The following is a 22476-nucleotide window of genomic DNA, read 5'->3' on the forward strand; positions in this document are numbered from 1 at the left end:
CTGTGAGGTTATTGTTTTAAAATAGTTATTCTATTTTTTGTGTGATTAACTGGCTGTTGCCGCCATAATCATTGATATATTTCCATTGCACGGTGGCATTGTTTTTCAAAAGCGTGTTCCTGAGCGTGAATGTTGTGCTGCTTTTAGGCGCGAGCATGTCAATCTCTGACCATGCTTTGTTATTGATCTTCACCTCCGCAAAGGAAATGTAATAAGACGAGTTGTTGCGTACAATGAGTTCGTTATTTTTAACAGACCATTGCACATTCTTACTAATATCCGTGGGTTCATCCATTAAATTTGACGGACGATAAAATAATTTGATCCGGGTATTTACCGCTATCTGCAGTTTATTAATATCCTCTCTGGAAGAGGAGGGGATCGATTTTACGTTGATCCAGAAAAGCGACTCGCGATCCTGCGGTAAAGGCGCGCCGTTATAGATAATACGGAGCGCGTTGGACTTACCTGCATCCATGCGAAAAAGCGGTGGCGTCACAATAAACGGGGCTTTGGTGCCCTGTGAATCTTTGCCCTGTACCCAGCTCTGTACCAGGAACGGGCTGGCAGTATTATTTCTGACTGTAATATTGCTCTCTTTCTTGTCCGCATGATATACCACCCGCGTATTGGATAAGGTCACACTGGCGTGTGACATACAAGAGCCAAAGAGCAGAGCCAGCAGCGTCAGATAGCGTTTCCTTAACATAAAACGTCCTTGCGTTCCGGGCTGTTATTCATTGCCCGGAACTGAGTTGAATGATTTATTTATAGATAATGGTGTAATCCGCAACCGCATCTGCCTTACCGGCGGTCACAGCATCCAGGGATGCTTTATAACGGGCTGAATACAGCAGGGTGGCTGCCCCCGAGGTGCCATCACCAATAATAGGAACAAATTTATTCGGGTTGTCGCCCAGTTTTAACGATGTTCCATCTTCATTCAGGAATTCAATACCCAAACCCGTTGCAGCGTCGCCACCGGTTTTAAGCGCGAGCAGATTATTATCATTAGCATCATAGGCACCGCCAAATCGTGCTCCGGCTGATTTAAGGACGGCGGTATCGCAGTTAGACAGTTCTATCTGGATACGGTGAATACCCGCAACGTCACCTTTTTCTTTAAATGCTGAAGACGAGATGGTACCCATATCGATCGTTGGGTTCCCCCCCTGACCGTTAATATCGACATCACAGGTGCTCGCGGTAATCATACCCGTGAATTCAATCGTCCCTGCGCCTTTACCTGGCGCTGCATGGCTGGAAGGACTGGCAATTGCAGCCAATAAAAATCCCATGGTAATAACGGATTTATTCATTTTTTAAAATATTCCTCAGTGTGTAAAAGGTAGAACAGTATTATTTCGGGTTAGTCACTCGAAAGCGTTGTTGTGGTCACGGGATGTGGATATTCCGCTAATATGAAACATTAAGGTGGATATTCATCATCGCTTACCAGTCCATGTGAAAAACTTCCATCACAAGAAGTCTGAATATTTTTCTGGGTCAGGTTAACAAGCGTTTAAAAAAAATAAAGTGAGAACGTCATGATTTGTCTTTGGTGGCTTTAAAATCAATGAGTTAAGTGGGTTTTATCAGGGTTTTATCAGCAATTCAGTGTGAGAATTTTACGGCTTATTTACTACTTACTGAATGTCAGGGTCAGCTCAGATAATAAAACTTTCATAATAATGAAAGAATAATTTCCGGAAGAACACGTTGCCTTCCCGGAAGACGTAAGAGAAATCCTGGCACTTTTAACATCACATTTACATTGCCGGGCTGACGTCAAGAAGTGTTATTATTATTCTCTTGCCCGGTGATACGGGCGTTTTCTTTTTTTGTTGCAAACGTTGCCTCTGCCAGCGCGCAGATGAAGGTTAAGGATAGATTCATGGCTTCTGCTCATCTCGGTTTCCCGACTGAAACCGTTGTTGTCTTTGTGGTGATGGCCGTTGGGGCGATGTTTATCGACCTCTTCATGCACCGTCACGATAAACCTGTTTCGCTGAAAAGTGCGGCCATGTGGTCCGTTTTCTGGTTCTCGATGGCGATGGCCTTCGCCGGTTTTCTGTACATCCACCACGGCGCCGAGATGGCGAGCCTGTTCCTCACCGGTTACGCGCTGGAAGAGGTGCTCTCCATCGATAACCTGTTCGTGATGATGGCGATCTTTGCCTGGTTCGGCGTGCCGGATAAGTACCGTCACCGTGTGCTCTACTGGGGCGTGCTGGGGGCGATTGTCTTCCGCGGTATTTTCGTGGCGATCGGCACCAGCCTGCTGAGCCTGGGGCCGTACGTGGAGGTTATTTTTGCGCTGGTCGTCGGCTGGACGGCGGTGATGATGCTCAAGCGCAATGAAGAAAGTGACGAAGTGGAAGATTACTCGGGCCACCTTGCCTATCGCCTGGTGAAACGCTTCTATCCCGTCTGGCCCAAAATCAGCAGCCACGCGTTTATCCTGACGCAGAAAGAGGTGGATGCGGAGCTTGAAAAGCCGGAAAACCAGGACGTAACGGTTGGCCGCGTGAAGAAGGCGAAGCGCTATGCAACGCCGCTGCTGCTCTGCGTGGCGGTGGTGGAACTCTCTGACGTGATGTTCGCGTTTGACTCCGTACCGGCGATTATTGCGGTAAGCCGCGAGCCGCTGATTATCTACAGCGCCATGATGTTCGCCATTCTCGGCCTGCGTACCCTCTACTTTGTGCTGGAAGCGCTTAAGCAGTATCTGGTGCACCTGGAGAAAGCGGTGGTGCTGCTGCTGTTCTTCGTGGCGTTCAAGCTGGGTCTGAATGCGACCGATCACTTCTGGCACCACGGTTACAGCATTGGCGCGACGGCCAGCCTGTTTGTGGTGTTAGGTGTGCTGGCGCTGGGGATTATTGCGAGCGTGATGTTCCCGGGGAAACGTGAGGCCTGATGCACCGCTTTTCTCCCTCTCCCTGTGGGAGAGGGCTGGGGTGAGGGCAACAGACCGCACCTAACCCTTAATCGGTGAATTCCGGCGCTTGCGTGGGTGATGGAAGTGCCGCCAGTGAGGATCCTGCGCCGCGGCCAGCAGTTCGTGGTCGCCGCGGGTGTCGCCCCAGGCTCGCAGATGATAGTCGTTCAGATCGCCATACACCTTCTCCAGCCTCGCCACTTTCTGGGCGCAGCGGCAGTTATTGCCCGTAATGCGTCCCGTCAGCTTGCCGTCCTTCACTTCCAGCTGCGTGCCAATCAGCTTAATGCCGAGCCTGTCCGCCCACGGCTGGAGCACCAGCGCCGGCGACGCAGAGCAGATCGTCACTTCCGCGCCGGAATTTACCTCAGCCGCCACCGCCAGAACCCCTTCGGGGCGCATCAGCTTGTTCCAGTATTTTTCGCAAAAGGCTTCCGCCTGCTGGCGTAGCCAGTGTTCGTCCACGCCCGTCAGGAACGTTTTAATCAGCACTTCCTTTAGCTCATCACGCGTCAGCTTGCGGCGCACGCAGTGGAGCGTGGGCAGCGCCATGCGCACCAGACGACCCGCAAAGTAGCGTTTCCCAAAGGCAAAACGCAGGAAAGGGATAAAGCTGTCGTGGTGCGTGAGCGTCCCGTCAAAGTCAAAGACAGAGAGCACGCTGGATTTCGCCACCGTCTCGTCGGCAATCATATTGGTCATAAATACGTCTTAGCTGAATTACACATTCTGTCGATCAGTTTACCTGCTTTATCTGAACAGTCCTTACATCACCACCCTTTTTTTCTCAATCTTGCGATCTGAAAGTGAGTCCAATTTTGGCCTCAATAATGATTGGTGAAAAAGTGAGCAGTCTATATTATCGCCACATCGAAAGATATTTCGGGGGAACGTTGGCCCCCACAGGTAAGGATAAATTCACTCTTAGCTCCTGTTTAGATATGACATTCAGATCGCTTATTTCAATCCTCACGTTAAGTTTTGCTTCGTTTTCCGCACTGAGTTTTCAGTTGCCCGCATCGATGATCTCCGCCGATAGCACATTTGCGGAATCGCCGGTGAAGTCGGCCCTGCTTCACCAGGAGACAGGCCCACTCCGCTCCCGGATACTGGATCAATACCAGAAATGGAAAGGGACTCACTATCAGTGGGGCGGCACCACGCACCGCGGAGTGGATTGCTCCGCGCTTATGCAGCATCTGTTCAGCGATGCGGCGCATCTTTATCTGCCGCGCACGACGAGCGAGCAGATCCATCGTGGTGTACAGGTAGCGCAATACCGTCTAAAGGCGGGAGATTTGGTCTTCTTCCAGACGGGCCCGAACCGCAGGCACGTTGGCGTGTATATCGGTAACAGCCAGTTTATTCATGCCTCCAGCAGCCAGGGCGTAACTGTCTCAACCCTGACTGATGACTACTGGCAGGATCGTTACATTACCGCCCGTCGTGTCGCGGGCAGCGCCGCCTGACGACATTAAATAATGTCATCCACCACGCCACCATCGACGCGCAATGCCGCGCCTGAGGTGGCGGAGGCCTGCGTCGAACAGACATAAATCACCATATTAGCCACCTCTTCAACGGTGGCGGCGCGCTGGATAACCGAGCTGGGGCGGTTGGTCATGACAAATTCTTTTGCCAGCTGCTCCAGCGATTTACCGGTTTTCTCGATCTCATCTTTCATCATTTCAGCGAAACCGTCGGACATCGTCGGGCCTGGCAGCACGCTGTTCACCGTCACGCCGCTTCCCGCCACGAACTTCGCCAGCCCGCGCGCCAGCGAAAGCTGTGCCGTTTTGGTCACCCCGTAGTGGATCATGTCTGCCGGGATATTGCAGGCTGACTCGGAGGAGATAAACACCACGCGGCCCCAGCCTTTTTTCACCATACCCGGCAGCAGGGCGCGGGAGAGGCGCACGCCGGACATCACGTTGGTCTGCCAGTAGCGCTCCCAGGTTTCATCGTCGGTGCCATAGAAATCCTGCGGGCCGTAAATCCCGGCGTTGTTCACCAGAATATCGACGTCGCTCGCGACCTTCAGCAGCGATTCAACCCCTTCCGCGGTGCTGAGATCGGCAATGGCTGCACGCACCTGCACGCCAGGCACAACCTGCTGCAGTTGCTGAATACCTTTGTTCACCGAGTCGGTGCTGCGGCCATTAACGATCACTTCCGCGCCGCTTTCTGCCAGGCCTCTGGCAATGGCAAACCCGATCCCGCCGGTTGAGGCGGTGACCAGGGCCACTTTCCCCGCAAAGTCGATTTTCATCATCAGCTCCTTATCGTTTTAACGTTCGGACCTTAAAGCGTAGCAGGTGATGATGACGGCTCCTGGCTAAAAAGGCGCAGCAGGGTTTCAACCTGCTCATCCAGCGGGGCGAGGGTGCGCTTCACGATCAGATGCAGCGGCGTGGCCCGACGAACGCCGTGGCTCAGCGGGAGGAGTTTCAGTACGCCTTGCTCCAGCTGGGGCTGAATGCGTTCCTCTGGCAGCCAGCCGTAGCCGACCTGCGAGACGACCGCCTCTATGGCAGCGTCGATGGTCGAGAACGTCCACGACTCGCCGGCAGCCCGCGCGGCGTTCTGGCTGTCCGCAATCTGGATTAGCGGCCACGGGCGCAGCATCTCATCATTCAGCGGCGCGTCGAGGCTAAAGAGGGGATGCCGGTGATGCGCCACGGCGACAAAGTCAATGTTCATCAGCCATTCGCCGAGCCCGGTAATGTCCTGGCGGCGGGTTAAAACCATCACATCGGCCTCGTTGTTCATGGCATCGGCGCGGGTATTTTCCAGCACCTCCGTGAGGCGGACCTGAGTTTGCGGATACTGCTGCTGGAACTGACGCAGAATGGCGAACAGGCGGCGGCGTGGGAAAATCGAGTCCACCACCAGGTCCAGCCGCGTGCGCATCCCGTTACGAAGGGTCGCCGCGCGCGTCTCGACATACGAAAACGCTTTCAGCAGCGGTTTCACCTGGCCGAGAAGCAGTTCACCGGCCGGGGTCAACACCGCCCTGCGCCCCTCCGGCGCCAGCAACGCCACGCCCAGGCGCTCCTGCAGCAGCGACAGGTTATAGCTCACCGAGGACTGACTGCGGTGGGTTTCTTCCGCAGCTTTGGCAAAGCTGCCCGCATCCACCACTTTTTCCAGTAAGGCCCACTGTTCCAGCGTCGTCTTGTGCATAATTTATCTAAAATTTGGATGAATTTGATTAAAACATAGCGTTATTCATTCATTTTTTGAAGGCTTAAGATCGTCTCATCAAAACGAAGGAGACATCTTATGAACACATTCGACAAACACGACTTAAGCGGCTTCGTTGGCAAACATCTGGTTTATACCTATGACAACGGCTGGAATTACGAAATTTACGTCAAAAACGAGACTACTCTCGACTACCGTATTCACAGCGGTCTGGTGGCGAACCGTTGGGTTAAAGATCAGCAGGCTTACATCGTGCGGGTAGGGGAGAGCATCTATAAAATCTCCTGGACCGAGCCAACCGGTACGGACGTTAGCCTGATTGTGAACCTGGGCGACAAACTGTTCCACGGCACCATCTTCTTCCCGCGTTGGGTCATGAACAACCCGGAAAAAACCGTCTGCTTCCAGAACGACCATATTCCGCTGATGAACAGCTATCGCGATGCGGGGCCGGCATATCCAACAGAAGTGATTGACGAATTTGCCACCATCACCTTTGTACGCGACTGCGGTGCGAACAACGAAAGCGTGATTACCTGCGCGGCCAGTGAGTTACCAGAAAACTTTCCCGATAACTTAAAATAAGCGCGACAATTAACTAAAAAGAAAAGTTCCCGGTTATTTCTGCTTTTACAGAAATAACCGGGATTTTTTTTGTTTGTTTATGTTTGGTTTAAAATAACATTTTGTAAAAATTGAGTTCGATCACGAAATAAATAATTCATAATTACATAAGTTATTGTTTATAAATGGATTAATATTGATTTTGTTACATCTGAATTACGCATCTTAATTTTTCCCTAAGAAATGAACGATACCTTGATATGAGTTTATGGTTCGTTGAAATAAACGAAAAAGTAATTGGTTAATATCAAGTGCGTGCCATTCTTATTGCAAGGAAATTAATGATGAGTGATTTTTTGCCTTTTTCCCGCCCGTCGATGGGTAGTGAGGAATTAGCGGCGTTGCAGGAGGTTATAACCTCCGGCTGGATCACCACAGGGCCTAAAAATCAGGAACTTGAAGCGGCATTTTGTCAGCTGACGGGGAACCAGCACGCGATTGCCGTCTGCTCGGCGACGGCGGGCATGCACGTCACGCTGATGGCGCTGGATATTGGTCCGGGCGATGAGGTCATTACCCCCTCCCAAACCTGGGTCTCCACGCTGAATATGATCGTGCTGCTGGGCGCCACGCCGGTCATGATCGATGTGGACAACGAGACATTGATGGTGACGCCGGAAGCGGTTGAAGCCGCCATTACCCCGCGTACCAAAGCGATTATTCCCGTGCATTACGCCGGCGCGCCGTGTGATATCGACGCCATTCATGCCGTCGGTGAGCGTCACGGTATTACGGTGATTGAAGACGCGGCCCATGCCGCCGGAACGTACTACAAGAACCGTCACGTGGGCTGGAAAGGCACGGCGATTTTTTCCTTCCACGCCATCAAAAACATGACCTGCGCGGAAGGTGGTTTAGTCGTCACGGATAACGCCCGGCTTGCCGCGCGGATCCGCAGCCTTAAATTCCACGGCCTGGGCGTGGATGCCTATGACCGCCAGACGCACGGCCGCGCGCCGCAGGCCGAAGTGATCTCCCCGGGCTTTAAGTACAACCTCGCAGATATCAACGCCGCGCTGGCGCTGGTACAGCTGGGTAAGCTGAAAGAGGCCAACCTACGCCGCGAGGCAATCGCGCAACGCTACCTGCGCGAGCTTGCCGATACGCCGTTCCAGCCGCTGAGCATTCCGTCATGGCCGCACGTTCACGCCTGGCACCTGTTTATTATTCGCGTTGATGAAGCGCGCTGCGGGATCTCACGCGACAACCTGATGGCGGCGCTGAAGGAGCAAGGCATCGGCACCGGCCTTCATTTCCGCGCGGCGCACACCCAAAAATACTACCGCGAGCGTTTTCCTGATGTATCGCTTCCGAATTCGGAATGGAACAGCGCGCGTATTTGTTCTCTCCCTCTTTTCCCGGACATGACTCATGACGACACAACCCGCGTCATTACCGCGCTCCATCAGTTTGCAGGACATTGATATGTTCAGCGCACCGCCTGTTCAAAAAGTTTCTGTGGTCATCCCTGTTTATAACGAGCAGGAGAGCCTGCCCGAGCTGATCCGCCGCACCACGGCAGCCTGCGATACGCTGGGCAAAGCCTATGAAATTCTGCTGGTGGACGACGGCAGCAGTGATGATTCCGCGCTGATGCTGACCGAAGCCGCCCAGGCCGAAGGCAGCCATATTGTCGCCGTGCTGCTCAACCGTAACTATGGCCAGCACTCCGCCATTATGGCCGGGTTCAGCCACGTTACGGGCGATCTGATTATCACCCTGGACGCGGATCTGCAAAACCCGCCGGAGGAGATCCCGCGCCTGGTGGCGAAAGCCGATGAAGGCTATGACGTGGTGGGCACGGTGCGTCAGAACCGCCAGGACAGCCTGTTCCGCAAGCTGGCCTCGCGCACCATAAACCGCCTTATTCAGCGCACCACCGGTAAAGCAATGGGCGATTACGGCTGCATGCTGCGCGCCTACCGCCGCCATATAGTCGACGCCATGCTGCACTGCCATGAGCGCAGCACCTTTATTCCGATCCTCGCCAACACCTTTGCCCGCAAGGCAACGGAAATTCCGGTCCTGCACGCCGAGCGCGAGCACGGGGAATCGAAGTACAGCTTTATGCGTCTCATCAACCTGATGTACGACCTCGTCACCTGCCTGACCACCACGCCGCTGCGCCTGCTGAGCGTGTTCGGCAGCATCATCGCCCTGGCCGGCTTTACGCTGTCCGTCCTGCTGGTGGTGCTGCGGCTGGTCTTTGGCCCGCAGTGGGCGGCGGAAGGGGTCTTCATGCTTTTTGCCGTGCTGTTTATGTTCATCGGCGCCCAGTTCGTCGGAATGGGCCTGCTCGGTGAATACATAGGCCGTATCTATAACGATGTTCGCGCACGTCCGCGCTACTTTATTCAACGTGTTGTCCGTCAGGAACACAAAGCATCTCAAGAGGAAAACCACCCATGAAAGCCGTTGTATTTGCCTATCACGATATGGGGTGCGCGGGCACGCTGGCCCTGCTGGAAGCGGGCTATGACATTGCTGCAATCTTTACCCATCCGGACGTGGCGGGAGAGAATCACTTCTTCGGCTCCGTGGCGCGTATCGCCGCCGAGCGCGGTATTCCGGTGTATGCTCCGGACGACGTCAACCACCCGCTGTGGGTGGATCGCATCCGCGCGCTCGCACCTGATGTCATCTTCTCGTTCTACTATCGCAACCTGATCTGCGACGAGATCTTAGGCCTGGCCGCAAAAGGGGCGTTTAACCTTCACGGCTCTCTGCTGCCCGCCTACCGTGGCCGCGCGCCGCTGAACTGGGTGCTGGTCAACGGCGAAACGGAAACGGGCGTGACGCTGCACCGCATGGTACGCCGCGCAGATGCCGGGGCCATCGTCGCCCAGCAGCGCGTGGCAATCGACGCGGATGAAACCGCGCTTGAGCTGCATCATAAACTCTGCACCGCGGCGCAAAGCCTGCTGCGTGACGCGCTGCCAGCCATCCTCAACGGCACCTTCAGCGAGACCGAGCAGGACGAAAGCAAGGCCTGCTGCTTTGGCCGCCGCGCGCCGGAAGATGGTCGCCTGGACTGGAATAAACCCGCCCGCCAGCTGCACAACCTGGTGCGCGCCGTGACCGACCCGTGGCCGGGCGCGTACAGCTTTGCGGGCGTAAGCAAATTTATCGTCTGGAAATCCCGCGTGCGTGACGATATCCCGGCCGCTAAGCCGGGCACCGTCGTCTCCGTCTCCCCGCTGATTGTGAGCTGCGGCGAGCAGGCGCTGGAGATCGTCACCGGGCAGACCGACAACGGCCTGTACGTTCAGGGCACGCAGCTGGCGCAGTCTCTGGGGCTGGTGGCTGGGGCGCTGATCACCAGCGCGCCGGTGGTTGCCATCAAGCGCCGCACGCGCGTGCTGATCCTCGGCGTGAACGGCTTTATCGGGAACCACCTGACCGAACGTCTGCTCAAAGACGATAACTACGAGATTTACGGTCTGGATATCGGCTCTGACGCCATCAGCCGTTTCCTCAACAACCCGCGCTTCCACTTTGTGGAAGGGGATATCAGCATTCACTCCGAGTGGATCGAATATCACATTAAAAAATGCGACGTGGTGCTGCCGCTGGTCGCCATCGCCACGCCAATCGAGTACACCCGTAACCCGCTGCGCGTGTTCGAGCTGGATTTCGAAGAGAACCTGAAGATCATCCGCGACTGCGTGAAATACGACAAACGCATCATCTTCCCGTCCACCTCTGAAGTGTACGGCATGTGTACCGACAAAAACTTCGATGAGGATGCCTCCAGCCTGGTGGTCGGGCCGATCAACAAGCAGCGCTGGATCTACTCTGTCTCCAAGCAGCTGCTGGACCGCGTAATTTGGGCCTACGGCGAGAAAGAGGGTCTGCGCTTTACCCTGTTCCGTCCGTTTAACTGGATGGGTCCGCGTCTGGATAACCTGAACGCGGCGCGAATCGGCAGCTCCCGCGCGATCACTCAGCTGATCCTGAACCTGGTCGAAGGCTCGCCTATCAAGCTGATTGAAGGTGGGAGCCAGAAACGCTGCTTTACGGACATCAGCGACGGTATCGAAGCCCTGTTCCGCATCATTGAGAACAAAGATAACCGCTGCAACGGTGAGATCATTAACATCGGTAACCCGGAAAACGAGGCGAGCATTCGCGAGCTGGCAGAGATGCTGCTGGCCAGCTTTGAGCGCCACCCGCTGCGCGATCGCTTCCCGCCGTTTGCCGGTTTCCGCGAAGTGGAAAGCAGCAGCTACTACGGTAAGGGCTACCAGGACGTCGAGCACCGTAAGCCAAGCATCCGCAACGCGAAGCGCTGCCTGAACTGGACGCCGACGGTGAAGATGGAGCAGACCATTGATGAAACGCTCGACTTCTTCCTGCGCACCGTGGAGCTATCGGAACAGGCCTCATGAAAAAAGTCGGTTTACGCATTGATGTCGACACCTTCAGGGGAACGCGTGACGGCGTGCCCAGACTGCTGGAACTGCTGAGCAGGCACGGCGTGCGTGCCAGCATTTTCTTCAGCGTGGGGCCTGACAACATGGGACGCCATTTATGGCGTCTGGTTAAACCGGCATTTCTGTTCAAAATGCTGCGCTCGCGCGCGGCATCCCTCTACGGCTGGGATATTTTGCTGGCCGGCACCGCCTGGCCCGGCAGACGCATCGGCGCGGGTAATGAAGCGGTTATCCGCGCGGCGGCGCAGCAACACGAGGTCGGCCTGCATGCCTGGGATCATCACGCCTGGCAGGCGTGGGCGGGCGTCTGGGATATCCCGCGCCTGTCCCGTGAGGTCGAGCGTGGAATGCTGGAGCTTGAGGCCATCATCGGTCAGCCCGTGCGCTGCTCCGCCGTGGCGGGATGGCGTGCCGACCAGCGGGTGGTCAAAGCCAAAGAGCATTTCGCGTTTCGCTACAATAGCGACTGTCGTGGAACCGGGCCGTTTTTGCCGCTGTTGGGCGAAAATCGCTACGGTACGGTGCAGATTCCGGTCACGCTTCCTACGTGGGATGAAGTGGTGGGGCGCGAGGTGAAGGCGGAAGCATTTAATCGCTACATTCTGGACCGCATCCATCGTGACGCCGGAACGCCGGTCTATACCATCCATGCCGAAGTGGAAGGGATTGCCTGGCAGCATGATTTCGATGAACTGCTGACGATGGCCGCTCAGGAAGGCATTGCGTTCTGTCCGATGAGCGAGCTGCTGCCGGACAACCTCAGCACCCTGCCCGTGGGTAAAGTCGTCCGTAATGAACTGGCTGGCCGGGAAGGCTGGCTTGGCTATCAACAAACTGTGAGTCCGGTCCCATGAAAACAGCCCGTTATGGCGTAGCGCTTTTCGCACTGTTTATCGTTTATTACTTCATTCCGGTCGATATTCGCCTGCTGTGGCAGCCTGATGAAACGCGCTATGCGGAAATCAGCCGCGAAATGCTGGCATCGGGTGACTGGGTTGTCCCGCATTTCCTGGGGCTGCGCTACTTTGAAAAGCCGATTGCCGGCTACTGGATCAACACTATCGGACAATGGTTGTTCGGGCACACGAACTTTGCCGTACGCGCCGGGTCGATCTTCTCCACCGGGCTCGCGGCGCTGCTGGTGATCTGGATGGCCTGGCGTCTCTGGCGGGATAAGCGTACGGCCATTTTCTCCGGCCTGATCTTCCTGACCCTGTTCCTGGTGTATGGCATCGGCACCTATGCGGTGCTGGACCCCATCGTCACCCTGTGGCTGGTGGCGGCGATGTGCAGCTTCTGGCTCGCCTCACAGGCGCGCACCGTGGTCGGAAAAGCGGGCGGCTATGTGCTGCTTGGGCTGGCCTGCGGCATGGGGGTGATGACCAAAGGCTTCCTGGCGCTGGCGGTACCGGTGATCGGCGTGCTGCCGTGGGTGATTGCCCAAAAGCGCTGGAAAGAGGTGCTGATTTTTGGCTGGCTCGCGGTCCTGAGCTGCGTGCTGATTGTTCTGCCGTGGGGGCTGGCCATTGCGCACCGCGAGCCTGATTTCTGGCGCTACTTCTTCTGGGTTGAGCATATTCAGCGTTTTGCCCAGAGCGACGCGCAGCATAAAGCTCCGTTCTGGTATTACCTGCCGTTCCTGCTCGCGGGCAGCCTGCCGTGGCTGGCGCTGCTGCCAGGCGCGCTGCGTCTTGGCTGGAATGACAGACAAAACGCGGGCGGCGGGTTCTACCTGCTGGGGTGGGTGGTGATGCCGCTGCTGTTTTTCAGCATCGCTAAAGGCAAGCTGCCGACCTATATCCTGCCCTGTTTTGCCCCGCTGGCTATCCTGATGGCGCGCTATGCCTGCCTCGCGGCGGAAAAAGGGGCCAGAGCGTTGCGCATTAACGGCGGCATTAACCTGGCTTTTGGCGCTATCGGCGTGGTGGCGGCGCTGGCGGTCTCGCCGTGGGGGCTGGCTAAGCATCCGGTCTGGACGTCGGTCGAACTGTATAAAGTCTTCTGCGCGGTGGTGGCGTTCCTCATCTGGGGCGCGGTAGGCTGGTTTACGCTGCGGCAGAGCCAGCGGCGCTGGTGGCTGGCGGCGCTGTGTCCTGCGGGTCTGGCGTTGTTGATTGGTTTTGCCATTCCGAACCTGGTGGTGGATTCCAAACAGCCGCAGTCGCTGGTGGATACCGTGCGCGAGCCGCTACAGGGCAGCCGCTTTGTGCTGACCAATAACGTTGGCGTGGCCGCGGGCCTGGCGTGGGAGCTGAAGCGCAGTGACATCACGCTGTTTGCTCAGAGCGGCGAGCTGCGCTACGGGCTGGATTATCCCGATGCGAAAGATCGCTTTGTCAGTGAAGACGACTTCGCGCAGTGGCTGGCAACGCATCGTAAGCAGGGAAGCGTGTCGCTGGTGATGCTGCTGTCTAAACGTGACGATATTGCAGAGGCGAATTTACCGCAGCCGGACAATCTCTATATCCAGGGGCGTCTGGCCCTGCTGGAGTATCTGCCGAAGTGATGACCTGGACCTGGCTCATACTGGCAAGCCTGCTGAGCTGCGCGGGACAGCTGTGCCAGAAACAGGCTACCCGTCCGGCGAAAGGCGGACGGCGTGGCGCGCACATCATGCTGTGGCTTGGCCTGGCGATGCTGGCACTGGGCTGCGGAATGCTGGTCTGGCTGGTGGTGCTGCAGAGCCTGCCCGTCGGCGTAGCTTACCCTATGCTGAGCCTCAATTTTGTCTGGGTGACGCTGGCGGCGAAGGTCTTCTGGCGCGAGCCCGTTGCTGTGCACCACTGGCTGGGGGTCGGGTTCATTATCATGGGGATTATCGTGCTGGGAGGAAGCCTGTGAAAGGCGCGTTCTGGGCGTTATGCAGCGTGCTGTTAGTCAGCGCCGCACAGCTGTTGCTGCGCGATGCCATGCAGGCTCTGCCGCCGGTCAGCGATTTTCTGACGTTTATCTCCGCGCTGTGGCACGTTTCGTCCGGCACGGGCGCGCTGCTGCTGGGGTTAACGGGATACGTTGCCTCCATGGGCTGCTGGTATCTGGCGCTGCATCGCATGGCGCTCAGCAAAGCGTATGCCTTGCTGAGCCTCAGCTATATCCTGGTGTGGGGCGCGGCAATCCTGCTGCCCGGCTGGGGGGAGCACTTCTCCTGGCATGGGCTGCTGGGCGTCGCGTTGATTATGCTGGGTGTACTGGTGATTTTCCTGCCCCGACGTGAATAATCGACTCGGTGGTCAGGGTGTAAGGGGTCGAGGTACAGACGGCAAGGCTCAGAGAACCGAGCTGCAGCTGGCTGACCGAGTGCGACTGCGCCGTGCTGTCGATGCTGACAATCTGCCAGGCGCTGCCGCCGCGCTGTTTCACAATCGCTTCTTTGCGCGTCCAGATACGCCAGAAGGCAGAAAGCTGTTCCTCGGGCGCTTCACGCTCCAGCTCGTCATGCTCTGTCAGGCTGAAAACGGCGTTGGCCAGCGCCTGCCAGTTCTTGCGGGGGCGAATCACTTCGATATCGCAGCCCACTTCGCCTTCATCGCTCATCAGCAGGGCGATATCATCACCGCTATGGCTCAGGTTGAACCACAGCGGATCCCCCTTCGCAAAAGCCGGCTTCCCCTGCTCGCCGTAAATGATGTCGGGGAGCGGGTGAGGGGATAATGTTCTGGCGAGCAGCGTCCGGCCAGCCAGCCAGGAGGCCTGTCGTGCACCCTGAGGTGCCTTATCTGCAAGCGTTGACGCCAGCGGGTCCGCGCACAGGGTGGAAATTTTTCCCAGTACAAACCGGTACATAGTTACGCCCAGCGTTTAATGATAATCGAGGTATTGATGCCGCCAAACGCGAAGTTATTGCTCTGCAGATACTCGCAGTCAATCTGACGGGCTTCTCCCATAATATAATCTAAAGCCCCGCATTGCTCATCCGGCTGCGTTAAATTGAGCGTCGGGGCAAACCAGCCTTCGCGCATCATCTGCAGGCTCATCCACGCTTCCAGCGCGCCGCAGGCCCCCAGCGTGTGGCCAAAATAGCTCTTCAGCGAAGAAACCGGCACGCTGTCACCGTAGATGGCGGCCGTGGCCTGGCTTTCGGCGATATCGCCGCGGTCGGTGGCGGTACCGTGCGCGGAGATATACCCCATATCCCGGGCGCTTAACCCCGCCATCGCCAGCGACTGCTCCATGCATATCTGCATGGTGTCACGCTGCGGCTGGGTGATATGGGCCGCGTCACAGTTGGTGGCAAAGCCCACGATCTCACCGTAGATGGTGGCCCCGCGCGCTCTGGCGTGCTCCAGCTCCTCCAGAATCAGGGTGCCTGCGCCTTCCCCAATCACCAGACCATCGCGCTGCGTATCGAACGGCGAGGGGGTGGTTTTGGGTTCGTCGTTGCGCTGGCTGGTGGCAAACAGCGTGTCAAACACCGCCGCTTCAGACGGACAAAGCTCTTCCGCGCCCCCCGCGACCATCACGGTTTGATACCCGTGGCGAATTGCCTCCCAGGCGTAGCCAATCGCCTGGCTGCCGGAGGTACAGGCACTCGACGTTGGGATCACGCGGCCACGTAGTCCAAAGAACAGGCCGGTATTCACCGCGGTGGTGTGCGGCATCATCTGGACGTAGGTTGTCCCGGTGATGTTATTGGTGTGCTTTTCGGTAAGCATGGTCGCGAATTCGCTGACCGGGCCGGTGCTGCCTGTCGAAGAACCGTAGGCGATGCCGGTTTGCCCGTTGGTAAGCACCGCTTCGCCAATCAGCCCCGCCTGCTCCAGCGCCAGCTCTGTGGCGCGGGTAGACATCAGCGACACGCGGCCCATGGCGCGAATACGCTTGCGGGTATAGTGTTCCGGCAGCGCGAAATCGTCGATCGGCGCGCCCAGCAGGGTGTGCAGGCCATCATAAACCTGCCATTCCGGCATTTTACGCACGGCGTTTTCATACGCCAGCAGTCGGCTGGAAACGGACTGCCAGTTCTCGCCAAAGGCGGTGACGCCGCCCATGCCCGTAATCACCACGCGACGCGTCATAGCATTCCTCCGTTAATCGAAATGACCTGGCGGGTGACGTAGCCCGCGATATCCGACATCAGATAGCTTGCCAGCCCGGCGACCTCCTCAGCCTGGCCCATACGTTTCATTGGGATGATGGACATCGCTTCCTTCAGCGCGGCCTCCTCCATCTCAATCATGCCGGTATCAATCAGCCCTGGCGCAATGCAGTTCACGGTGATTTTGCGTTTTGCCAGCTCGATCGCCAGCGCTTTGGTGGCGCCGATAATGCCCGCTTTGGCCGCGCTGTAGTTCACCTGGCCGCGGTTGCCCATCACACCGGAGACGGAGGATAAGGTAATAATGCGCCCGCCCTGACGGGTGCCGATCATGGGCATAATGCAGGGGTGTATGACGTTATAAAAACTGTCGAGATTGGTGTGGATCACGCTGTCCCAGTCGTCTTCACTCAGTGCCGGAAAAGCGCCATCGCGGGTAATTCCGGCGTTGCTGACCACGCCATACCATGCGCCATGGGCATCAATTTCCTGCTCAAGCACTTCACGGCACTGCTCGCGGTTGCCTACGTCAAACGAGAGTAAACGGCCGCTGCCGCCCGCCTGCGTGATGGCGTCCAGCGTCTCCTGCGCGCCTGCGGCATCACGATGGTAATGCACGCCGACGGTAAACCCGTCAGCGGCAAGCTGGCGGGCGATGGCGCGACCAATGCCTTTGCTGGCCCCTGTGACCAGTACGGAACGACTCATGCGTGGGATCCCTGATTAAAAAGCGATGTTAATTCTTCTGCACTCGGCTGGAAGGTATTGACCCGGCCCGTGGCCAGCGTCTCTTCACCTGCGCAAATCGTGCATTCAAAACTGCCGAAGCGTTCGTCCTGCATCAGCAGCTTAACGGTAATGTCCAGCGTTAAGCCTTTGGCGAAACGCCCGCTGGCGCAGACCAGCTCGCGCGCGCCGAGCACCATGCCCAGCGCGATATGTTCCTGCCCCTGCTGCTGACGATGCCAGCCCGACCAGACGCCAACGGTCTGCGCCATTAGCTCGAGCGCGTACCAGCCCGGCAGGTCGCCATCGGCATTGAGAAACGGCGCCAGCACGCTTTGCCTGTCAACCGCCACGCGGCAGACCGCCATGTCATCCGTCACATTTTCAACGGACCCCAGCAGCATCATGGGCGCATCGTGCGGCAAATAGGCTTCGGGTGATAGATAGCTCATGACGCTCTCCCCAGCAGAATGCTGGCGTTATTGCCGCCAAACGCGAACGAGTTAGACAAAATCACCGGCTTTTTCAGGGCGGTGCTCTGGTGCAGCAGGCCGCACGGCGCCAGCGTCTCGTCCGGAGCGTAGCGGGAAAAATCCTGCGGCGGCAAGGGCAGATCGCGCGTCAGGATAAGCCAGCTCAAAGCCGCTTCGGTAATGCCGGCAGCGCCCAGCGTGTGGCCGGTAAGGTGTTTGGTTGAACTGCACGGCACGCTTTCTCCGAAGAGATCGTGAACCACCTGTGATTCAATCTGATCGTTGAGCGGCGTGGCCGTGCCGTGCAGGTTGATGTAGCCGATGTCGTCCGGCTGCATGCCCGCTTCGCTGAGCGCCTGAGTGATAGCCCTTATCGCCCCGTCGCCCTGCGGATGCGGGGCGGAAATATGGTACGCATCGCTGGATTCGCCCGTGCCGAGCAGCGCCACGTCCGCGGGCTCCCGGCTTAATACCATCAGCGCCGCCGCTTCACCGATGGTGATCCCCCGGCGGTCCCGGCCAAACGGCTCGCAGAGCGTGGGGGAGAAGGATTCAAGACTGTTAAAGCCGTTCACGGGCATCCGGCTCAGGGTGTCTGCTCCGCCGACAATGGCGATATCCACCAGCCCGGCTTCGATCAGGCGTTTGCCGCCGATCATCGCCCGCGCGCTGGAGGAGCAGGCGGTGGAGATCGTATAGGCCGGGCCTTCAAGCTGCAGCCAGTTGGCGAGAAAGCGGGAAGGATCGCCCAGCTCCTGCTGCGGATACTGCCAGCGCGTGCTGGTCTCGCCGTCGGTCATGAGACGCACGTGCTCATCGCCTTCATCCAGCCCGGAGGTGCTGGTTCCCAGCACCACGGCCACGCGGTCGCGACCAACGCGGGCGATGGCCTCGTCAACGGCGGGCTGAATCTGCGCCAGCGCGGCCAGCAGCAGCTGGTTGTTGCGGGTGCGGTGTGCAGAGAAGGTGTCCGGGATGAGCGGCAGTTCGCCTTCCACCCCGCCCAGTACCGCTTCGGGCATTCCCTGCAGCCAGCCGGTCCGGGCGTGCATGCCCGGCGCCACGCCCGCAGCCAGGTTGGCGGCAATTTCATCAGGCGAGTTGCCCAGCGCGTTGACCATGCCAACAGCGGATATATAAATCATCTCAGTCACCCAGATATTGAATGGTGATGTGGTATTTGAATACGTGTTGCTCGATGCTGATCGGCTCGCGCTTGCCTTTGCGCTGGAGGTAGACAATCTCCGTCACCAGCTTGCCGCTGGCGTTGCGCAGCTCGCGCCGATCGCCATTGTCCGTTAACGTCCAGCCCTTCGGCAACTGCGGCTGCCAGGCGCTAATCGGCCAGTGGCTGAGCATTACGTCGGCCAGCACCTGGCTGGCGGGCGGCAGCTGCGGCACGACGATAGACTGCTCGGTATGAATACCGCTCTCGTCGTACGTTGCCAGGAACAGGCGAATGCCCACGGAAGAGAGGCCGGCCAGCGTGACCTTATGCGCATCCGCGTTGAGCATCACCAGCAGGGACTGCGTTTGCCCGTTAAAGCTGCCGGTCAGCAGCTGCTGGGAGCTTACTGCCGGGCTGATGCCGGGCGGCGGCAGAGTGACTTTGGTGCCAGGCTGAAGCCAGGCCTGAGGCCGCGTCTCTTTGGTATCGGTCGAATGGCTGCAGCCTGCCAGCAGCAGCGCCGCGGCCAGCGCGACGGCGCGATAAACAGCGTTCATTTACGTTTTCTCTCTTTCTTATCCGGCATCGCCAGCGGTGCCAGCAGGAAGGCGGTGAAAATACCGCTCACCAGCACAATACCAAAGCTGCTGATAGCCTGGGTGGCGCTGAAGACGAGCATGCCCAGCGTCAGCAGGGTGGCCATCATGGCCAGGGTAATCGCCAGCATCGAAGTCAGCGGCGTACCGCGCGGGTTGCTGAAGAACAGCGTGTAGTTAATGCCAATGCCGAGCACCAGTACCAGCGCCAGCAGTGAAAACAGATTTACCGGGTGGCCCGTTGCGGCCAGCGCGGCCAGCCCGCAGCTTAGCGACAGTGCGGACGGCACCAGGCTTATCAGCCCTTTGCGCCAGCCGAGGCGCAGTATCGCCCCGCAGGCTATCACCGCCAGCGCCGCAAACAGTAGCCCCGTCAGCAGCGTGCGGTAGAGGGCAAACAGGCTGTCAAAGCTGGCCTTGCGGTCCACCCAGACGACGCCGTCATAGCGCGCGGCCAGCTCACCGAGAGCCGCGCTGTTTTTTGCGCCGTCCACCGGCACGAGCACGCCGCTTTCCCCGCCCGGCAGTGTCAGCCAGAGCAGACGCCAGCCCTCGCTGGCCGGACTTTCAAGCCACGCGTCCACGCTGACCGGCATGGCGTCCAGATTGGGGGAAACGGCGTTGAGCCCTGCGCTTTTCAGCACGTTCGTCACCGCAGGCGCGGCGTCCCGCAGCAGCGCAAGGTCGCTTTTCTGGCGGGCCAGCGAGTTCAGCGGCAGGGTGCGCCAACGGGTGAGATCCCCCGCCTTTTGCGCCTCGGCCAGCGCGGGAGTAAAGGCTTCCAGCCGCTCCAGCGTTTGCTGGGGCGAAGCGCCATGCACCACAAACCATTTCTGATCGACGCTTTGGCCGGTCAGGGCGGTAATGGTTTTCTCCTGCGCCAGAATATCTTTCGGCAGCGCCTGCAGCTGGGCGATGTCGTCGTCCACCTTCAGGGTGCTCATTCCCACGGCGGAGAGCAGCGCCAGCGCGACGGGCAGACCAACGGACAGTTTTTTACTGCGTCGCCAGGCGGCCAGCCAGCGCAACATCAGGACCATAAAGGGAACCGGGCGCACCGGCAAACCCCGGCACAGCCACGGATGCCAGAAAATCACCGTCAGGCAGGAGGCGCTCAGCCCCGTCGCGGCAAATACCGCCATCTGGCGGATCCCGGGGAAGGGGGCCAGCATCATAATCAGGTAGGCGGCGACGGTCGTCAGCAGCGCCAGCAGCAGCGCATTGCGCACTTTGGCCAGGCTTTGCCAGGGAGAGAGCTCCGCGCCGTGCACCATCCGTTCGGTCAGGTAGTAAAGGGTATAGTCGGCCGAAATACCGATGATGCTCATGCTCATCACCAGCGTCATCAGGTGCAGTTCGCCAAAGAGCAGCAGCGTCACCACCGTGCCCGCCAGCGCGCCGATGGCAATGGAGAGCACGCTCAGCAGCAGCGGGCGCAGAGAGCGGAACACCGCCACGATCAGCAGGAACACCCCAAGTAGGGTGGCGATGCCCAGCGTTGAGACGTCGCGTTTAGCCTGCTGGCTGGCATAATCGCTGTAGAACACCGTCCCGCGCGAAAGCAGCTGCGCCTGCGGGTAACGCGCTTTCAGCGTCTGTTGCAGCGCATTAAGCGTCGTCACGAGCCGGTGGGTCTGCTGCATATCAAATGATGAGCCCGCCAGTTCGCCGTGCAGCAGATACCAGTAGTTTCCCGCTTCATCTTGCGTGACCAGCCAGCCGTCCATCAGCCGCAGCTTCTGGCCGTTTTGCGCCAGGGCGAGCTGCGAGCCGCGCATCAGCATCAGCGGATCGTTTTGCAGCTCTTTACCGCTGACGCCGGAGAAGGCGGAGTAGAGCTGGGATAAAATCCACTGCGCCTGCGCTTCTCCGCCGTTTTGCAGGCGGGCGCGGGTGGCCGGATCAATCAGCCCGTTGCGGTGCTGCCAGAAGAATTCTCCCCAGGCCTTTTGCCCGGCGGCGTCCATCGGGCCTTTGACCTCGCTGAGCGCGTCGCTGCCGTGCAGCAGTTCAAGCCACTGCTGCGCCACGCGCGGATCGGGTTCTTTGCCGGGGCTGACCAGCCAGACCAGCTGGCGGTCGAGACGCTGCATAAACCCGTCGTTGAGCGCCGGAGGGATCGCCCCCAGCGTCTGCTTCGGCAGCATGGCCAGCACGCTGCTGTTCAGCCGCGCGCCGGGCAGCAGCGACAGCAGCACGCCCAGCATAACCAGACATACCGTGGCCCACAGCAGCGCCGGGCGCAGGGATTTACGGTGCGGCAAAGCGTTGGCGTTCGTCATCGGTCAGGCTGGCGGGCGTCAATTGGTGGTTTGAAAGGGCGATATCGGTACGGTCGCCCTGCCTGTCGTTCAGGCGGATCGTCTCAAGATAGGTCGCGCCGCCCAGATCGAGGGTGGCGAAAATCTTGTCCAGCGGCGTCGTTTTTGGGGTAAGCACCAGCGACCAGCGGCCCGCGCCCAGGTCTTTAAAATCGATGCGGAAGTTCTCTTCCAGCACCTTGCGGTCGGCCTGGAACAGGGCCCGCAGCAGGTGGTTGAACTGGAACATCTGCGGATTATTGTCGGCGGTGATGGTCTGCGGCGGCTGGCCGTTGATCGCCTGTACCATCCGCTTGTCGTCCAGCAGCAGCGTCATCGGAAACGGCGCTTTTTGATCCCACAGCAGGCCGCTGTCGCGGGCGATCAGCATCTCGCCCTGCGAGCGCAGCGGCTGCGGCATATCTTTTATCGTGCGGACCTGTTCGAAGTGCGCGCGCACCACGGACTGCTCGGTGAAACGCTGCTGCAGTTCATCCAGCGTCACGGCGCTGACCAGCGGGCTGACGAGCAGCGTCAGCAAAGGCAACCATTTCATGGCGTGACTCCCATACGTTCAAACAGTACTGCCGGACTGACAAAGCACATTTCGCGGGTGGCTTCTTCTACCGCTACCTGGATGGTGTAGCCGGTGGTGGTGCGTTTGCCGGTTTGCGCATCGAAAATTTGATAGGCAATGCGCAGGCGGTTTTCATACTCTTCAATCTGCGCGCGAACGCGAATACGCTGCTCAAAGGTCACCGCATCGCGGTATTTCACCCGCGTGTCGACAACGGGCCAGACGTAGCCGGAGGCTTTCATCTGGCGATAGCCATAGTCAAACTGATTGAGCAGCGCCTCGCGGGCGATCTCAAAGTAGCGGAAATAGTTGCCGTGCCAGACCACGCCCATCATATCGACGTCGTGGAACGGAACGGTGATCTCAACTTCAGTCGTAAAGCGGGGATCGGTCAGCACC

General features: G+C 58.3%; 24 protein-coding genes. 10 read left to right on the forward strand and 14 right to left on the reverse strand.

Annotated elements, in window-relative coordinates:
* Nucleotides 1–25: 25 nt before the first annotated feature.
* Entirely contained in the window at nt 26–709 is a 684-nt protein-coding gene (locus tag IM291_RS18120) for a molecular chaperone (protein WP_041911869.1), read from the reverse strand.
* Nucleotides 710–764: 55 nt separating this feature from the next.
* Nucleotides 765–1319: a fimbrial protein gene (locus IM291_RS18125; RefSeq protein WP_192987432.1), complete on the reverse strand. Its 555-nt coding sequence runs from the start codon at nt 1317–1319 to the stop codon at nt 765–767.
* Nucleotides 1320–1894: 575 nt separating this feature from the next.
* Here IM291_RS18125 and IM291_RS18130 point away from each other — a divergent pair.
* On the forward strand, nt 1895–2920 hold the full coding sequence (locus IM291_RS18130; RefSeq protein ID WP_100171191.1) for a TerC/Alx family metal homeostasis membrane protein: 1026 nt from the start codon (nt 1895–1897) through the stop codon (nt 2918–2920).
* A gap of 60 nt (nt 2921–2980) precedes the next feature.
* Here IM291_RS18130 and IM291_RS18135 read toward each other — a convergent pair whose 3' ends face one another.
* Nucleotides 2981–3643, reverse strand: a complete 663-nt coding sequence (locus tag IM291_RS18135) for an HAD family hydrolase (protein WP_028014726.1) — start codon at nt 3641–3643, stop codon at nt 2981–2983.
* Nucleotides 3644–3882: 239 nt separating this feature from the next.
* Between IM291_RS18135 and IM291_RS18140 the strand changes: the two genes are divergently transcribed.
* Nucleotides 3883–4410, forward strand: coding sequence for an NlpC/P60 family protein (locus IM291_RS18140; RefSeq protein ID WP_028014725.1), 528 nt, complete (start codon nt 3883–3885; stop codon nt 4408–4410).
* Between the two features lie 5 nt (nt 4411–4415).
* Here IM291_RS18140 and IM291_RS18145 read toward each other — a convergent pair whose 3' ends face one another.
* Both IM291_RS18145 and IM291_RS18150 read right to left on the reverse strand, forming a co-directional pair.
* Entirely contained in the window at nt 4416–5210 is a 795-nt protein-coding gene (locus IM291_RS18145) for an SDR family NAD(P)-dependent oxidoreductase (RefSeq protein ID WP_028014724.1), read from the reverse strand.
* Between the two features lie 32 nt (nt 5211–5242).
* The gene (locus IM291_RS18150; protein ID WP_045259394.1) at nt 5243–6124 is read right to left on the reverse strand and encodes a LysR family transcriptional regulator; all 882 of its coding nucleotides are present in this window, start codon (nt 6122–6124) and stop codon (nt 5243–5245) included.
* 99 nt (nt 6125–6223) lie between these two features.
* On the opposite strand from IM291_RS18150, the gene IM291_RS18155 reads away from it, so the two are divergent.
* The 8 genes from IM291_RS18155 to arnF all read left to right on the forward strand — a co-directional run bounded on the left by IM291_RS18155 (nt 6224) and on the right by arnF (nt 14420).
* Entirely contained in the window at nt 6224–6730 is a 507-nt protein-coding gene (locus IM291_RS18155; RefSeq protein ID WP_192987434.1) for a phenolic acid decarboxylase, read from the forward strand.
* A 323-nt stretch (nt 6731–7053) separates the two neighbouring features.
* Nucleotides 7054–8193: a UDP-4-amino-4-deoxy-L-arabinose aminotransferase gene (arnB, locus tag IM291_RS18160; RefSeq protein WP_192987454.1), complete on the forward strand. Its 1140-nt coding sequence runs from the start codon at nt 7054–7056 to the stop codon at nt 8191–8193.
* Nucleotide 8194: 1 nt separating this feature from the next.
* Nucleotides 8195–9178, forward strand: a complete 984-nt coding sequence (gene arnC / locus IM291_RS18165; RefSeq protein ID WP_041911876.1) for an undecaprenyl-phosphate 4-deoxy-4-formamido-L-arabinose transferase — start codon at nt 8195–8197, stop codon at nt 9176–9178.
* Nucleotides 9175–11157 (forward strand): bifunctional UDP-4-amino-4-deoxy-L-arabinose formyltransferase/UDP-glucuronic acid oxidase ArnA, encoded by a 1983-nt coding sequence (gene arnA / locus IM291_RS18170; protein WP_192971955.1) that lies wholly within the window; start codon nt 9175–9177, stop codon nt 11155–11157. The genes arnC and arnA overlap by 4 nt, the downstream gene beginning before the upstream one ends.
* Nucleotides 11154–12056 (forward strand): 4-deoxy-4-formamido-L-arabinose-phosphoundecaprenol deformylase, encoded by a 903-nt coding sequence (arnD, locus tag IM291_RS18175; protein ID WP_192987436.1) that lies wholly within the window; start codon nt 11154–11156, stop codon nt 12054–12056. Before arnA ends, arnD begins: the two co-directional genes overlap by 4 nt.
* The gene (gene arnT / locus IM291_RS18180) at nt 12053–13708 is read left to right on the forward strand and encodes a lipid IV(A) 4-amino-4-deoxy-L-arabinosyltransferase (protein WP_192987438.1); all 1656 of its coding nucleotides are present in this window, start codon (nt 12053–12055) and stop codon (nt 13706–13708) included. Before arnD ends, arnT begins: the two co-directional genes overlap by 4 nt.
* Complete coding sequence (gene arnE, locus IM291_RS18185; protein WP_192987455.1) at nt 13708–14043, forward strand: 4-amino-4-deoxy-L-arabinose-phosphoundecaprenol flippase subunit ArnE; 336 nt, start codon at nt 13708–13710, stop codon at nt 14041–14043. Before arnT ends, arnE begins: the two co-directional genes overlap by 1 nt.
* On the forward strand, nt 14040–14420 hold the full coding sequence (gene arnF / locus IM291_RS18190) for a 4-amino-4-deoxy-L-arabinose-phosphoundecaprenol flippase subunit ArnF (RefSeq protein WP_028014715.1): 381 nt from the start codon (nt 14040–14042) through the stop codon (nt 14418–14420). The genes arnE and arnF overlap by 4 nt, the downstream gene beginning before the upstream one ends.
* Here the strand turns inward: arnF and acpT are convergent.
* Genes acpT through IM291_RS18235 form a run of 9 tightly spaced genes read right to left on the reverse strand, consistent with a single transcriptional unit; the run spans nt 14377 to nt 22475 of the window.
* Nucleotides 14377–14985: a 4'-phosphopantetheinyl transferase AcpT gene (gene acpT, locus IM291_RS18195; RefSeq protein ID WP_028014714.1), complete on the reverse strand. Its 609-nt coding sequence runs from the start codon at nt 14983–14985 to the stop codon at nt 14377–14379. The two genes, arnF and acpT, sit on opposite strands and share 44 nt — an antisense overlap.
* A gap of 2 nt (nt 14986–14987) precedes the next feature.
* Complete coding sequence (locus IM291_RS18200; protein ID WP_028014713.1) at nt 14988–16217, reverse strand: beta-ketoacyl-ACP synthase; 1230 nt, start codon at nt 16215–16217, stop codon at nt 14988–14990.
* Nucleotides 16214–16945 (reverse strand): 3-ketoacyl-ACP reductase FabG2, encoded by a 732-nt coding sequence (locus IM291_RS18205; RefSeq protein WP_028014712.1) that lies wholly within the window; start codon nt 16943–16945, stop codon nt 16214–16216. The genes IM291_RS18200 and IM291_RS18205 overlap by 4 nt, the downstream gene beginning before the upstream one ends.
* The gene (locus IM291_RS18210; protein WP_047362581.1) at nt 16942–17415 is read right to left on the reverse strand and encodes a 3-hydroxy-fatty acyl-ACP dehydratase; all 474 of its coding nucleotides are present in this window, start codon (nt 17413–17415) and stop codon (nt 16942–16944) included. The genes IM291_RS18205 and IM291_RS18210 overlap by 4 nt, the downstream gene beginning before the upstream one ends.
* Entirely contained in the window at nt 17412–18581 is a 1170-nt protein-coding gene (locus IM291_RS18215; protein WP_041911882.1) for a beta-ketoacyl-[acyl-carrier-protein] synthase family protein, read from the reverse strand. The genes IM291_RS18210 and IM291_RS18215 overlap by 4 nt, the downstream gene beginning before the upstream one ends.
* A gap of 1 nt (nt 18582) precedes the next feature.
* Nucleotides 18583–19161: a DUF3261 domain-containing protein gene (locus tag IM291_RS18220; protein WP_028014709.1), complete on the reverse strand. Its 579-nt coding sequence runs from the start codon at nt 19159–19161 to the stop codon at nt 18583–18585.
* Nucleotides 19158–21482 (reverse strand): MMPL family transporter, encoded by a 2325-nt coding sequence (locus tag IM291_RS18225; protein WP_192971951.1) that lies wholly within the window; start codon nt 21480–21482, stop codon nt 19158–19160. The genes IM291_RS18220 and IM291_RS18225 overlap by 4 nt, the downstream gene beginning before the upstream one ends.
* A complete protein-coding gene (locus IM291_RS18230) occupies nt 21451–22056 on the reverse strand; it encodes an outer membrane lipoprotein carrier protein LolA (protein ID WP_192971950.1) in 606 nt (201 codons plus the stop codon). Before IM291_RS18230 ends, IM291_RS18225 begins: the two co-directional genes overlap by 32 nt.
* A complete protein-coding gene (locus tag IM291_RS18235) occupies nt 22053–22475 on the reverse strand; it encodes a thioesterase family protein (protein ID WP_028014706.1) in 423 nt (140 codons plus the stop codon). Before IM291_RS18235 ends, IM291_RS18230 begins: the two co-directional genes overlap by 4 nt.
* Nucleotide 22476 lies beyond the last annotated feature (1 nt).

Source organism: Enterobacter cloacae complex sp. P27C (assembly GCF_014895705.1).
GTDB classification, from domain to species: Bacteria; Pseudomonadota; Gammaproteobacteria; order Enterobacterales; family Enterobacteriaceae; genus Enterobacter; species Enterobacter bugandensis.

Bases quoted from the DNA above. Each gene is read 5' to 3' on its own strand.
- IM291_RS18230 (WP_192971950.1), bottom strand. From the start codon at position 22,056: ATGAAATGGTTGCCTTTGCTGACGCTGCTCGTCAGCCCGCTGGTCAGC.
- IM291_RS18130 (WP_100171191.1), top strand. From the start codon at position 1,895: ATGGCTTCTGCTCATCTCGGTTTCCCGACTGAAACCGTTGTTGTCTTT.
- arnB (WP_192987454.1), top strand. From the start codon at position 7,054: ATGAGTGATTTTTTGCCTTTTTCCCGCCCGTCGATGGGTAGTGAGGAA.
- IM291_RS18155 (WP_192987434.1), top strand. From the start codon at position 6,224: ATGAACACATTCGACAAACACGACTTAAGCGGCTTCGTTGGCAAACAT.
- IM291_RS18140 (WP_028014725.1), top strand. From the start codon at position 3,883: ATGACATTCAGATCGCTTATTTCAATCCTCACGTTAAGTTTTGCTTCG.
- IM291_RS18125 (WP_192987432.1), bottom strand. From the start codon at position 1,319: ATGAATAAATCCGTTATTACCATGGGATTTTTATTGGCTGCAATTGCC.
- arnT (WP_192987438.1), top strand. From the start codon at position 12,053: ATGAAAACAGCCCGTTATGGCGTAGCGCTTTTCGCACTGTTTATCGTT.
- IM291_RS18225 (WP_192971951.1), bottom strand. From the start codon at position 21,482: ATGACGAACGCCAACGCTTTGCCGCACCGTAAATCCCTGCGCCCGGCG.
- arnE (WP_192987455.1), top strand. From the start codon at position 13,708: ATGACCTGGACCTGGCTCATACTGGCAAGCCTGCTGAGCTGCGCGGGA.
- arnC (WP_041911876.1), top strand. From the start codon at position 8,195: ATGTTCAGCGCACCGCCTGTTCAAAAAGTTTCTGTGGTCATCCCTGTT.
- IM291_RS18215 (WP_041911882.1), bottom strand. From the start codon at position 18,581: ATGATTTATATATCCGCTGTTGGCATGGTCAACGCGCTGGGCAACTCG.
- IM291_RS18150 (WP_045259394.1), bottom strand. From the start codon at position 6,124: ATGCACAAGACGACGCTGGAACAGTGGGCCTTACTGGAAAAAGTGGTG.
- IM291_RS18210 (WP_047362581.1), bottom strand. From the start codon at position 17,415: ATGAGCTATCTATCACCCGAAGCCTATTTGCCGCACGATGCGCCCATG.
- IM291_RS18135 (WP_028014726.1), bottom strand. From the start codon at position 3,643: ATGACCAATATGATTGCCGACGAGACGGTGGCGAAATCCAGCGTGCTC.
- IM291_RS18200 (WP_028014713.1), bottom strand. From the start codon at position 16,217: ATGACGCGTCGCGTGGTGATTACGGGCATGGGCGGCGTCACCGCCTTT.
- arnD (WP_192987436.1), top strand. From the start codon at position 11,154: ATGAAAAAAGTCGGTTTACGCATTGATGTCGACACCTTCAGGGGAACG.
- IM291_RS18205 (WP_028014712.1), bottom strand. From the start codon at position 16,945: ATGAGTCGTTCCGTACTGGTCACAGGGGCCAGCAAAGGCATTGGTCGC.
- arnA (WP_192971955.1), top strand. From the start codon at position 9,175: ATGAAAGCCGTTGTATTTGCCTATCACGATATGGGGTGCGCGGGCACG.
- IM291_RS18120 (WP_041911869.1), bottom strand. From the start codon at position 709: ATGTTAAGGAAACGCTATCTGACGCTGCTGGCTCTGCTCTTTGGCTCT.
- acpT (WP_028014714.1), bottom strand. From the start codon at position 14,985: ATGTACCGGTTTGTACTGGGAAAAATTTCCACCCTGTGCGCGGACCCG.
- IM291_RS18145 (WP_028014724.1), bottom strand. From the start codon at position 5,210: ATGAAAATCGACTTTGCGGGGAAAGTGGCCCTGGTCACCGCCTCAACC.
- IM291_RS18220 (WP_028014709.1), bottom strand. From the start codon at position 19,161: ATGAACGCTGTTTATCGCGCCGTCGCGCTGGCCGCGGCGCTGCTGCTG.